Origin of the sequence: Paenibacillus sp. MMS20-IR301, from assembly GCF_032302195.1 — a bacterium.
Classification (GTDB): Bacteria; Bacillota; Bacilli; order Paenibacillales; family Paenibacillaceae; genus Paenibacillus_AQ.
This window is the reverse complement of sequence record NZ_CP135275.1, coordinates 4,915,606-4,929,179: the sequence shown is the minus strand read 5'-3', so window position 1 is coordinate 4,929,179 and position 13,574 is coordinate 4,915,606. Positions and strand designations below refer to the sequence as shown.

At 50.3% G+C, this 13,574-nt stretch carries 6 protein-coding genes; 4 read left to right on the top strand and 2 right to left on the bottom strand.

Annotated elements, in window-relative coordinates:
* The first annotated feature begins 28 nt into the window (after positions 1 to 28).
* The 4 genes from LOS79_RS21075 (at position 29) to LOS79_RS21060 (ending at position 8,955) form a co-directional block, all read left to right on the top strand.
* Positions 29 to 1,186, top strand: coding sequence for a cobalamin-independent methionine synthase II family protein (locus LOS79_RS21075; protein ID WP_315412079.1), 1,158 nt, complete (start codon positions 29 to 31; stop codon positions 1,184 to 1,186).
* Between the two features lie 692 nt (positions 1,187 to 1,878).
* Positions 1,879 to 6,765, top strand: coding sequence for a DUF4972 domain-containing protein (locus LOS79_RS21070; RefSeq protein WP_315412077.1), 4,887 nt, complete (start codon positions 1,879 to 1,881; stop codon positions 6,763 to 6,765).
* A 19-nt stretch (positions 6,766 to 6,784) separates the two neighbouring features.
* Positions 6,785 to 7,315: a hypothetical protein gene (locus LOS79_RS21065; RefSeq protein ID WP_315412075.1), complete on the top strand. Its 531-nt coding sequence runs from the start codon at positions 6,785 to 6,787 to the stop codon at positions 7,313 to 7,315.
* Complete coding sequence (locus tag LOS79_RS21060; protein WP_315412073.1) at positions 7,309 to 8,955, top strand: copper amine oxidase N-terminal domain-containing protein; 1,647 nt, start codon at positions 7,309 to 7,311, stop codon at positions 8,953 to 8,955. The genes LOS79_RS21065 and LOS79_RS21060 overlap by 7 nt, the downstream gene beginning before the upstream one ends.
* Positions 8,956 to 9,043: 88 nt before the next feature.
* Here the strand turns inward: LOS79_RS21060 and LOS79_RS21055 are convergent, their stop codons facing one another.
* The gene (locus LOS79_RS21055; protein WP_315412072.1) at positions 9,044 to 10,147 is read right to left on the bottom strand and encodes a response regulator; all 1,104 of its coding nucleotides are present in this window, start codon (positions 10,145 to 10,147) and stop codon (positions 9,044 to 9,046) included.
* 12 nt (positions 10,148 to 10,159) lie between these two features.
* The gene (locus LOS79_RS21050; protein ID WP_315412071.1) at positions 10,160 to 13,258 is read right to left on the bottom strand and encodes a sensor histidine kinase; all 3,099 of its coding nucleotides are present in this window, start codon (positions 13,256 to 13,258) and stop codon (positions 10,160 to 10,162) included.
* Between the last annotated feature and the right edge of the window lie 316 nt (positions 13,259 to 13,574).

The window sequence follows — 13,574 nt, the reverse complement described above, 5'->3', positions numbered from 1 at the left end:
CAGACAGACAGATAGAGGAGGATTTCATATGTGCAACAGATTTCAAATCGTAGGCAGCCTGCTGCGTCCGGCGGATCTATTAGAATATAAAGGGCAGATCGAGCACCGGGATGATATTCAGTATCCGTTCTACCAGAACTTCGAGGGGTACGAGCAGTGCGAGGCTGAGGCCATTCAAGCTGTAGTCCAAAAAGCAAGTGAGAACGGCTTGTCCATTCTTACGGATGGCGAATATTCCAAATCCATGTGGCATCTGGACTTCGTCTGGGGCTTCCAGGGGATTGAGCGCTATATTGCGGACCACGGCTATTTCTTCAGAGATATTGATGGAGCTTCCCAGTATGAGACCCGTAAAGATATCGGGCTGCGGATTACAGGTGAACTTGGCGGGAAGAATCATCATTTCATTCATGCTTACAAGCAGCTTCAGGCTGCGGCCGGCGACCGTGAAACGAAGCTCTGCGTACCTTCGCCATCCCATATCTTTGGGGAGCTGTCCTGGTCGGATAACATTGGCGATGCCAAAGTGTATAAGAACCTGCAGGAGCTCAAAGCGGGTCTGATTAAGGCTTACAAGGATTTCGTGGAGGAATTCGCTGCGGCCGGCGGGCGTATCCTGCAATTCGACGACTGCCTATGGGAGCTGTTCGCTGATGATAACCCGAACTCTCCATTTACCGGCGAGAAAATCAATCAAGCGGAAGTGCAGGGTCTCGCTACAGAATTTATCGACATTAACAATACCGTAATTGATTATGGCCATAGCCTGGGACTCCTGATGTGGACGCATAACTGCCGCGGCAACTATGATTCCCGTAATATGGGCGGCGGCTCCTATGCCAAGATTGCGAATCTGTTCCTGAAGCAGCTGAAATACGACCGCTTCTTCCTCGAATGGGACGATGAGCGTGCAGGCTCACTCGATGCGCTGGCGGTGTTCAAGGATAAGCCAGAAACGGAGATTGTACTTGGACTGCTGTCTTCCAAGACCAGCACGCTTGACGATGAGGCCCGTGTAATCAGAATGCTCGACGAAGCCTCGAAGATTATTGACAAAGACAGATTGCTGTTGTCTCATCAGTGCGGCTTCGCTTCCTGCGACGGCGGTAATGAATTGACGGAAGATGAGCAATGGGCGAAGATCCGGCAAGGGCAAGAGATTGCCCGGGAATATTGGGCTAATTAATATTATATTTGATGGATTGAGGGCTGCTTCCTGTAATGGGGGGCAGCCTTTTTTTTATTTGATAAAGTGTAGGAAATGTTGAAGAAGGGATATTGGAATTCAATAGTGTGAGGGAAGTGAGTTCTATTGTATTTTGTACAACAGATCACGGATAAATCAGCCTGGAAACAGAATCAATTGTATTTTGTGCACAATTGCTCCATTTCTTGTGTGATACTACAAACCCCATTTCCATCCTTCGTAGTGCCGCTCACGGTATGGATGGCTTTGTGGTTTTTTCTTGTTTATTCTACGTTTAGTGGTGTCGTGTAGAATAAATTCATGTAGAAAAAATGAAAAAAATGGAGGAAAAGGCATTGAGATATAGACGGATAATCGCCTTGTTGCTGGTATTTGCGATGGTTATACCGACGGGCTTGATCCATGCGGCTGATCTGGTATTGAGAAATGATTTAAATATTATGAAGTATACTCCAGCTGGATTGAGAGACCTGGAGGAGATTGTTGATGTTACGGATGAATCGTTTGAGGCAGAAATAATTGTTACCTTTGAGTACGGAGAGGCGTCTTATCCTCCAAGTTATGTTCAATTATCCATTGTGGAAGATAATCCGGTAGGTAAGCGGATTGTGGGCAATACACTGCTCATTGATCAAGGGGCACCTGCTGAGACAATTACAATTAAGGCTATTTTGCCGGATGATTATTATACTACTCGAACTGTTACTATAGTGAATTCTGGTAATGGTAATCCGCAGCCGTCGCAGCCAAGAGTAACTCATACGCTACTGGATACATCTAATCTTAATAATCTGATTATAAGTGTAACAGCACTGGATGACGGTATTGAGAGTGTACAGGTGAGAACATTTTATAAGAATGCCAATGGTATGGCAGGGGCGGACATCATCGATCTGCCCCGGGAAGGCGATAGTTTAGTATTTTCCGCTGACATTACCGATCAGGTCAATAGTATGATGAGAGATTCTGATATCTATGAGATGACATATTTCTTCGCTATGTCAGGTGAAGAAGGGGGATTCTTGCAATATCCTGAGGTTATTGACATGAACTCGTTGGAGGGTGCTTTTACGGTAAGATTTACTGATCCGCCGGATCTGTCGACAGCAGCTATCGTTGAGCATACCCCGCCTGTTGTTACCAATTTCGACAATATCCCAGCTACTTTCACGATTACACAGCTGCAGGCTGGCGAAGTTCCTACAATCAATGTCTATTACAGGTCGGAATTAACTTCCAACGGATTAAGTATAGTGAAGGGAATGGGCCAATTAACCCATGTGGACGGCGATACGTATACCGTTAATTTAGCTGATCCCGAATTCAAACAAATGGGAGCCTATACGATAGAGTACTATATATCCACCAACCGGGGCAATCAATGGTTTTATTACCCGCAGGGCATGAATCCTTATGCTCTTACAGGCCTTTACAGCACCTCTATACCACAAGAGCTATATGGACCTAATAAGGAGGATTTGCGATCTAAAATAGACGAAGCGTTTGATCTGTGGATACGCAGCTCTGAGGGAGAAAACGTAGGGCTTTATCCAAAAGCAGCAAGAGATGCTATATATAATGCCGTGCTGCAAGGAGAAGATGTAATCGCGTATTCTGAAGATCAAGCTGAGATTAATAATGCAACCCAGATGTTAACAGTAGCTATAGAGAGCTTTATCGCATCCGTAGTTACACCGCTTCAGGACAGAATTAACAATGCACAATGGCTGCGCGACAATTACATCGTAGGGACAGACGTTGGTCAATATCCGGCTGAGGCAAGAGATGCGTTAGAAGCTGCAATTGCCGCGGCTATTGAATGGAAGAATCCTGCTTCTACCGAAGCTGAGCTGGAAGCTGCCTATCAGGCTTTGGATACCGCCATCACAACTTTCTTGAATTCTGAAATCAGGATAGGTGATCCCAGAGTAATCTTCGATAAGGTTAACGAAATTTACAATTTTCAAGCTGGTATTACTGAAGGTGATGGACCAGGAAGATATCCGTCTGCGGCTTACACGGATCTGAATAATGCTATCGTAGCCGCAATGGATGTAACCAGAAGGCTATCCTCTCAAGCACAAATTAATGATGCATTCGAGGACTTGGAGAATGCGTTTCAGATTTTCAAAGGTTTACAGAGCCCCGAGGCCAACAAAGGAGCACTCCGGACGGCTCTCGAAGCCGCCCAAGCGCTTCTGGATGCCAGTGTAGAAGGTACTGAAGCTGGACAATACCAGCCGGGGTCAAAGCTTTTCTTCCAGAACTCTATTTACAATGCAATGAATACGTTAACCAACCTGTTATCTACACAAGAAGAAGTGGATCGGGCAATCATTGACTTGAATGATGCATCAGTATATTTTGAATTACACAAAATCCCGCCAGTGGATAAAGCACTTCTTCAAGCCGCGATTAACGAAGCAGAAGCGCTTCTGGAAGACAGCACTGCTGGTGAAGAGATTGGCCAGTTTCCGGCTGCAGCCTTAGAAGCACTGGAGACAGCGATTATTACAGCAAAGGCGGTAATGGATCAGCCGGCGACAGAAGAAGAGGTTGCTGCAGCGCAACAAGCACTGGAGATAGAGATTGCAGTCTTCAGAGATGCAGTAATCAAGGTAGGAGATAAGTCGGCACTGCAGGGCGAAATAGACGAAGCGGCCTATATCTTCATCTTAAGCGAAGAGGGGAATGAGGTAGGACAATATCCGGCTGAGGCAAAAGCGGCTTTGGGGGAGGCCATTGATGCAGCTGTAGCTGTGAATGGGAATCCGGCAGTACTGCAAGCTGAGATTGATGCCGCTACCCAGACATTGGCCGAAGCAGTTACAGCCTTCCATAATGCTCAAGTCAAAGCGGGGGACGACCTGAAGCTTCGTGAGAAAATTGCTGAGGCATTATCCCTTTATAATGACAGTCCGCGGGGGCCTGGAGCTGGTGGGTATCCGGATACTGCATTCAATAACTTGAATGAAGCTATCATGCTTGCTACGGATGTAACTTTATATCCGGCCAGCGAAACCAAACTGGATAATGCCCTCCAGGCATTAACCACTGCAATAGAAGAATTTGCAGCATCTGTTATTGAGGCAGGAGACACAACAGATCTGCAGGACAAAATCAATCAAGCAAAAGACCTTGTACAGCACAGTGTAGAAGGTGATCACGTTGGGGAGTATCCGTCAGATGCCTTTGCTGTTTTGAAGCAGGCTATTGAAGATGCGGAAGTGATGATCGGCTCTCCAGGGACCCAGGAGCAGATTGATGAGGCTTATCAAGCTATCGCAGCAGCAATCGGGGAGTTCGAGAATGAGATCAATCAGGAAGGTAACTATCCCCCGCTGCTGCTGGCCCTAGCGGAAGCGACGGCACTGTACGACAGTAGTACTGAGGGCTATGGAGCCGGGCAATATTGGCCGGAAGCCAGAGCAATATTCCAAACAGCTATCAACGCAGCTCAAACTGTGGCAGGCGGACCCTCTACTCAAGAGGAGATTGCTGAAGCTATACAAGCAATTGCAGCTGCGTCCGAAGATTTCCGGAATGCTGTAGTTCCTTCAGGGGATATTACAGAACTTCAGGCGGCAATTACAGAATTGACGACACTATTGAGCAACGTCACAGAGGGTGATGATGCGGGTGAATATCCGGTGGGCTCCAAAGCCCTCTTGCAGGCGGCGATTACAGCAGCAGCGAGCGTGATCAATCAGCCGGCTACTCAGGAAGAGATTGACCAGGCTTATGAGGAGCTGGAAGCAGCGTCGGACATTTTTAAAGCCGCAATCATTCTTGAGGGAAATAACCTGACGGCAGTGGAGAAGCTTATTGAAATCGGCATTCTTCTCGAAGACAGCACAGCAGGAAGCGAAGTTGGAGAATATCCGGCTGAAGCCATCGCAGCATTGAAAGCCGTATTTGATGAAGCGGCAATTGTACTCAACAAACCGTCTTCACAGGTGAGAATTGATGCTGCTTACCAAGCCCTTGTGGATGCCCAAGATGTATTCGGGAAGACGCAAATACAGGCAGGCGACAGCGAAGATGCTGACGCGGTAGTGACGGAAGCAGAAACGCTGTTGAGAGATAGCGTGGTAGGCGAAGGTGTGGGCGAGTACCCAACTGAAGCGGCTGAGACGTTGAAGACAGCGATTGAAGCAGCGAAGGCAGTGCTGGAGCACCCAGCAACGCAAGCACAGATCGACGCAGCGAAGGTAGCGCTGGAAGCGGCAATTACCGCATTCGAAGCTGCGGTGATTGGAGAAGGTGACGGTGAAGAAGCTGACGCGGTAGTAGCCAGTGCGGAAACGCTGTTGAGAGATAGCGTTGTAGGCGAGGGTGTGGGTGAGTACCCAACTGAAGCGGCCGAGACGTTGAAGACAGCGATTGAAGCAGCGAAGGCAGTGCTGGAGCATCCGGCAACGCAAGCACAGATCGACGCAGCGAAGGTAGCGCTGGAAGCGGCAGTTACCGCATTTGAAGCTGCGGTGATTGGAGAAGGTGACGGCGAAGAGGCTGGCGCGGTAGTAGCCAGTGCGGAAACGCTGTTGAGAGATAGCGTTGTAGGCGAGGGTGTGGGTGAGTACCCATCTGAAGCGGCCGAGACGTTAAAGACAGCGATTGAAGCGGCGAAGGCAGTGCTGGAACATCCGGCAACGCAAGCACAGATCGATGCAGCGAAGGCAACGCTGGAAGCAGCAGTTGCCGCATTCGAAGCTGCGGTGATTGGAGAAGGTGACGGCGAAGAGGCTGGCGCGGTAGTGACGGAAGCAGAAACGCTGTTGAGAGATAGCGTGATAGGCGAGGGCGTGGGTGAGTACCCAACTGAAGCGGCCGAGACGTTAAAGACAGCGATTAAAGCAGCAAAGGCAGTACTGGAACACCCTGCAACGCAAGCGCAGATCGATGCAGCGAGGGCAACGCTGGAAGCGGCAATTACCGCATTCGAAGCTGCGGTGATTGGAGAAGGTGACGGTGAAGAGGCTGGCGCGGTAGTAGCCAGTGCGGAAACGCTATTGAGAGACAGCGTAGTAGGTGAGGGTGTAGGTGAGTACCCGGCTGAAGCGGCCGAGACGTTAAAGACAGCGATCGAAGCAGCGAAGGCAGTGCTGGAACACCCTGCAACGCAAGCGCAGATCGAAGCAGCGAAGGCAACGCTGGAAGCAGCAGTTACCGCATTCGAAGCTGCGGTGATTGGAGAAGGTGACGGCGAAGAGGCTGGCGCGGTAGTAGCCAGCGCGGAAACGCTGTTGAGAGATAGTGTAGTTGGCGAGGGCGTGGGTGAGTACCCATCTGAAGCGGCCGAGACGTTAAAGACAGCGATTGAAGCGGCGAAGGAAGTGCTGGAACACCCGGCAACACAAGCGCAGATCGATGCAGCTGCAGTGAATAAAGAAGGCGGCAGTGAAGAAGCGAATGCAGCAGTGAAGGAAGCTGAAGCTTTGCTGATCGATGTACCTGTAGGTGAAGACGTAGGCCAGTATCCTGCAGAAGCTGTTGAAGTATTGAAAGCAGCTATTGAAACAGCGAAGGAAGTGCTGGAGCATTCGAAACGCAATTGATGCAGCATTCGAAGCTGCAGTGAATAAAGAAGGCGGCAGTGAAGAAGCGAATGCAGCAGTGAAGGAAGCTGAAGCTTTGCTGATCGATGTACCTGTAGGTGAAGACGTAGGCCAGTATCCTGCAGAAGCTGTTGAAGTATTGAAAGCAGCTATTGAAACAGCGAAGGAAGTGCTGGAGCATTCGGCAACGCAAGCGCAGATTGATGCAGCTAAAGCCACACTCGAAGCAGCAATCACAGCATTCGAAGCTGCGGTGAATAAAGAAGGCGGCAGTGAAGAAGCAAATGCAGCAGTGAAGGAAGCTGAAGCCCTGCTGGTCGATGTACCTGTAGGTGAAGACGTAGGCCAATATCCTGCAGAAGCTGTTGAAGTATTGAAAGCAGCGATCGAAGCAGCGAAGGAAGTGTTGGAGCACCCGGCAACGCAAGCGCAGATTGATGCAGCGAAGGCAACGCTGGAAGCGGCAGTTGCCACATTCGAAGCAGTGGTGAATAAAGAAGGCGGCAGTGAAGAAGCGAATGCAGCAGTGAAGGAAGCTGAAGCTTGCTGATCGATGTACCTGTAGGTGAAGACGTAGGCCAATATCCTGCAGAAGCTGTTGAAGTATTGAAAGCAGCAATCGAAGCAGCGAAGGCAGTGCTGGAGCATCCGGCTACGCAAACGCAGATTGATGCAGCCAAAGCCACACTCGAAGCAGCAATCACTGCATTTGAAACTAAGGTTAATACAGCAGGCAATAGCGAAGAAGCGAATGCAGCTGTGACCGAAGCGGCAGCATTGCTTAACAGCATCGTTGTAGGTGAAGGAGTAGGGCAGTATCCACTGGCAGCTAAGACAGCTCTGGAAGCAGCAATTGCTGCAGCCGAAGAAGTGTTCAGCAAGCCATCGACACAAGCAGAAATCGATGCAGCGAAAGCAGTCTTGGATGCAGCAATCACTGCATTTAAAGCAGCAGTCATTAAAGCCGGAAATAGCGAAGCGGTGCAAACTCTGATTACGGCAGTGACAACCCTGTTGAATACCAGTACAGAGGGGAACGGCGTAGGCCAATATCCGGCGGGTTCAAAAGCAGCTTTGCAAGCTGCGGTAACAGCAGCAGAGAATGTTATCCGTACTGCAGCAACGCAAGCTGAGATTGACCAAGCCAATAAACAGTTAACCGCAGCTTACGATACCTTCCGGGCATCCGTTATAACGACTGCACCGGCCGAACCGTATACACCGTCGGTAACTACACCTCCGGTAACTACAGCACCGGCAACAACACCGCCTGTGGTGCAGCCGTCTACCAAAATTACAGACGGGCTGAACACCGTTGAAACTGGACAAGGCACAGTAAAAGCTGACACTACAGAAGTTCAAGGGATCATGAAGGCTGCCAAGCCGGTTATTCTTGAATCAGCACTGGCAATTATTGATTTCGGTAAGAATGGCTTGAACGTAGCAGAGCTCAAGCAGGGACTCGGTTCTTCCCTGGAGCTAGGAGTTCTGATCACAGAGAAGTCCAAATCGGATGAGGTACTGGCCGGATCGAAGCTGGAGCAGGCAGGCTTGCAGCCGCTCGGCGGTAAGGTTCTGGATCTGGTTGCCCAGCTGAATTACTCCAACGGCACCAGCACGAGAATCAAGAGCTTCGCGGAGCCGGTCAAAGTTACGATTAAGTTGAAGGAGTTAGGATTGACCGGGGATACAACGAATCTGACCGCGGTTCGCTTCGTACCACAGGCAGACGGCACGTACAAGACAATTAAGCTTGGCGGTGTCTATATCCCGGAAACGAATAGCTTTGAGTTCTATACCGACAGCTTCAGCTTGTACAGCATCGTTAAGGCCGATTCGGTTACCAAGATCACGTTCAAGATTGACAGCAAGGCGTATGCAATCGGAGCACTCGCTAAGCAAACCGATGTACCGCCGGTGATTCAGGAGCAGAGAACTCTGGTGCCTATCCGGGCCGTAGCGGAAGCATTAGGCGCTGAGGTCAAATGGGATCATGCCACCAAGACAGCTACCATCCTGCTTGACGGTAAAGTACTGACTATGACTTTAGGAAAATTAATTGATGGAATGGACGTCCCGGCGCAAGCGATTGACGGCAGAATCATGGTGCCGCTGCGCTACGTCTCGGAGACCTTGGGAGCTTATGTCATGTGGTTCCCGCAAGACAAACGGATTGAGATTATCCGCTAATACACCTCTGAATTGCAAAGAGCCGGTTGCCTGTTTCAAGGCAATCGGCTTTTGTCCATTTGCTAGTGTCGTTCCTGCAGTATGCCTCTCAAGCATTCAATCTGTGCATCAGCTCACGGATGGGCCTGCTTGGCCGGGTACCCAGCTCCTGCAGCAGAACCTCCTCCAGCCTGCGGTAGCGCCGGATCGCCTCGCTTGTTCTTCCCAGGTCGATCAGCAGCCGCAGGACCTGCCCGGTGATATCCTCGCGCAGGCCGTCCAACAGGAGAATTTCATCATATGTCTGCAGCGCCTGCTCCACCTGATGCTGCTCAAGAAAGAGCCGGGCCGCCAGCTCCAGCAGCTCCATGTAATCCTGCTCTAACCGGCGGGCCTTGGTGCTGGCCCATTCGTAGGTTTTACCCTTGAGGAAAGATCCGGTATACAAAGCTACTGCCTGTTTCAGCAGCTCCTTGCGTCCATCCCGGTTCAGTCTGATCTCCCGCAGCAAGCGCTCAAAGGCATACAGGTCACAGAAAAGGGAGTTCTCCACAATCTGTACCTCATTCCGGTCTGTCAGCAGGCATACCTTAAGCCCGTAATCACCGATAGCCTTGCGGATATAATATAGATTGCTATTCAGGTTGTTGCTGGCCTTATCTGATTCAAAACCGCTCCACAGAGTATCCATAATCTCGTCACGGCTGACTGAGCGCTTGTACAGAAGAAATGCAAACAGCTCTTCTGTCTTGGGACTTCTCAGCTTAAGAGACTTCCTCTCCGGGCCGGGATGCGTCAGCTTAAGGCCGCCGAACATATGCACCTCAAGCAGAGGCTCAACCTCCCGCCGCATCGGCCGTTTTCTGATTTTATGCAGAGCCTGCATTACCCGTTCGGCGGAAACCGGCTTCAGAAGATAATCAGTAGCGCTAATATCGAATGCCTGAATGGCATATTCCTCATAACCGGTAACGAAGACTATATCCATCGCTTCATACAGCTGATGCAGCTGCTTCGACAGCTTCATCCCGCTGATCTCCGGCATGGAGATATCCAGAAAAGCAACGTCAATAGGGTTATTCCTCGCATATTCATAAGCCTCCAGCGGATTCTGGAAGGTCTGGCAGATTACGACCTCTCCGCTCTCGGACAAAATCCGGCTAAGCCTTTTCAGTGAAAGTGCTTCATCATCGACAATAATCACCCGCAGCATATGTTAACCTCCTTAATGCACGGATGGCTGATCCGGAAGATCAAACCATACCCTGGTGCCTTTTCCCACGATGCTCTCAATCTGCAGCTCCCGGCCGTACAATAATTTGCAGCGCTGTCTGATATTCCATAGCCCTACTCCTTTTTTATCCATATCTGCCCTCTGCAAATCTTCTAGTAACTCAGGGCTGATTCCCTGCCCGTTATCTTCAATGGCAAACCGGAGCTCGCCATTCTCCAGCCGGATAGCCGACAGCCTGACAAGGCCAAGGCGGTAACCGGCCATCAGCCCGTGCCGGATAGCATTCTCCACCAGCGGCTGAAGCATCAGCGGAGGGATGAGAACTGCGGTATCAACCTGGATATCATAGTCTACCTTAAGCCGGTCACCGAAGCGGGCTTGTTCAATATAGACATAAGCCTTAACCAGTTTCAGCTCCTTCTCCAGGGTTGTCAGTGAAGCAAGCTGCTTGAAGTCGAAGCTGGCCCGCAAATAATGCGACAGCTGGAGCGTCAGGTTCTCGGCCTGAAGCGGTTCCTCTACACATAATTCGGCGATGGCATTCAGCGCATTATAGAGGAAATGAGGATTGATCTGGGCACGCAAAAAGGCAATCTCGTTCTCCCGGGCTTCTTTTACAGCCACCTTCAATTGGATCAGGCTCTGAATGCGGGCGAGCAGCTCCTCAGCCTCAAAAGGCTTCTCCACATAATCATTAGCGCCTCTCTCCATCGCCAGCTGTATCTCCGAAGTCTTGTTACGGGCCGTCAGCATTAGCACCGGCAGCTCGAAGGGGGAGTAGTGCCCTCTGATCCGCTCCAGTACCTCATATCCGGCCATATCCGGCATAGCAATATCCAGAATGACCAGGAGAAAATCTGCTCTGCGGGTGAGTTCATCCAGAGCAAGCTGCCCGCGGTGGACGGCTACGATGGAGTAGCCCGCAAGTGAAAGCAGACTGGCCATTGCCTGAAGATTCGCATAATCGTCATCTACCACCAGAATCCACTCATCTCTATCACCGGCAATGACTTGAGGATATACAGGATTGAGTAACCCGGCCCTTGCCTGTGGAAGGCTTTTCTCCCAGGGATGCTCAGTGCTTGACCGTCTTTTGTCGCCAGGGTCCGCAAGCGGTAAGGTGAAGTGGATGACAGAGCCTTGACCGGATTTGGAATCTGCGTAAATGGTTCCCCCGTGCAGCTCAACCAGTCTCCGTGTGATACTGAGTCCGAGGCCGGTGCCGCCAGAAGGCTGATCTGCCGGACGCACCGCCTGCTCGAAATCCTCGAAGATCGTCTCCAGCATATGATATGGAATCCCCCATCCGGTGTCGCGGACACTGATTGTGGCCCACCCGCGCCTAACTTCAGCTTCGATGCTCACTGTTCCGCTATCCGAATATTGCACGGCGTTACTGAGCAGGTTGTGCAGAATTTGAATCAGGCGGTTGCTGTCCGCCCGCACAGGCGGGAAATCGTCCGGAATCCGGTTCTCGAAAGAGATCGCTTTGCCGCCAAGCAGGAATAAATGAACACGCAGCACTGAATCGGTAACGGCCCGCAGATCTACGCTGCTGGGGTGGAGCTTTAAGTCACCGTGCTTCATTTTGGAATAATCCAGTAATTCATTCACCAGCAGGGTTAATCTTCTGCCGCTGCCCATCACGATCGCCAGGTTGCGGTTCTGATTATCCGTCAGCGGGCCTTCCGCACCCTTAAGCAGCGTATCCGTAATGCTGACGATGGCGTTCAGCGGAGTTTTGAGCTCATGGGAGGTGGTGGAGAGGAAATCATCCTTGAGCCTGTCCAAATCGATCAGCCGGGTGTGCATTTTATCCATGGCATTGTAAGCTTCAAAGAACCAGAGAATGATCAGGAAAATAACGACCAGATTAAATACCACCATATAGAATTGGGCGAGGATAAGATCCTCTTTGATGGACATGCCAAGTAAAAGGGCATCTACCGAATAAAGGTTGAGGGTAAGTGTAATCAGGAACAGCAGCAGTGACTTCAGTCCGTTGGCCGCAGTACCGCGGATATGGAACATGGCCGCCCGCCAAAGCAGGATAACCAGAAGCGCTTCATAGCAGACTCCGATAAAAGTAGAGAACTCTGTGTACGTACGGATCGGCAGGATCACTGACAGCATGACGAAACCGCCAAGGACCACGGTTACCAGCCACGCCTGCTTCAAGGCAACCAGGCTGCGTGACATCTGGTTGAACAAGAAGGTCAGCAGAATGAAGCACAGGATGGAGAGGACATCTTTAAATTTATAGATCACTTCAAATGGAACGCCGGGCATGAACAAGAGCAGCGGCCGTTCACCGACAAGGCCATGGTATAGCGCATACAGGAAGCAGATGAGGGAATACAGCAGCAGGGTGATGTCCCGCTTGCGGTAAAAGGCTGCGACCAGATAGCAGATCAGGCAAACCATAGCCAGCGTACTGAGGATCGCCAGCATGCTGAATTCCCGCGCTACACTTTTCTGCTGATGCTCCATCATCGCCGATTGCTCGCCAAAGTACAGCGAGACCGGGATCCCGCCGTTAACATAATCGAAATTGGCGACTTGAATGATAATCTCTACATCCCCGTCTACTGTAAAATAACCGATCTGCGGTTTATTTCCAGGCGTATAAGCGGCGAGGTTGCTTGCGGGCCTGCCATCTTCAAACAGCTTATGCCCGTTGACAAATATGGCACTGGAGAAACGGATATTGGTCTTCTTAATGGCATAAACACCGTTTGCAGGTGCATTCTTCAGGACTATACGGTACGTGGCGGAGCCGAAGGCCGGGATGGGCTTTCCTTCGACAAGCTTCCCGTTCCAGGGAGAGGGGACATTGATCCAAATAAACGGCTGGGGTTTATTCGCGGCCTTGAGATCAGCGGGTAACAATAGCCGGTTCCAGTAGAATTCCCACTCTCCATCCAGCTTGATGCGTTTATTCTTCTCAGGGTTCCACGAAGCAAGATCCATAACACCCCCGTGTGCCTGAATCCCCTGCGTTCCGTGATCTTTATTCAGAACAATGGAAAGGGGAATGAGCGAGCAACAAATCAAGCTGATCAGACAGATCAGAATAGCTCTTCTGCGCATAGGGCCCACTCCTTTAATATCATGAGTTATTAGTCTCGTTAATTCTAATCAGGCTCTAATATTAGCAAATTACAATAGGGCTATCAATTATAAATGGCACGGGAGGCGGGGCTTTTAGCACATTGTTTCGTCCGGCGGATCTACTAGAGTAGAGGCAGCAATTCTAACAGCGCGATAATATCCGGCAAGTGCTGCTGCCGCATTAATCCATCTGCCTTGTCGCAAAAGTACATGGAAACGGAGTGTGGTAATCTATTATACTCGCTTTAATAAATATGATAATGAAAATCATTATCAGAGATAAGGGGAGAGTCAG

Bases quoted from the DNA above. Each gene is read 5' to 3' on its own strand.
- LOS79_RS21055 (WP_315412072.1), bottom strand. From the start codon at position 10,147: ATGCTGCGGGTGATTATTGTCGATGATGAAGCACTTTCACTGAAAAGG.
- LOS79_RS21050 (WP_315412071.1), bottom strand. From the start codon at position 13,258: ATGCGCAGAAGAGCTATTCTGATCTGTCTGATCAGCTTGATTTGTTGC.
- LOS79_RS21075 (WP_315412079.1), top strand. From the start codon at position 29: ATGTGCAACAGATTTCAAATCGTAGGCAGCCTGCTGCGTCCGGCGGAT.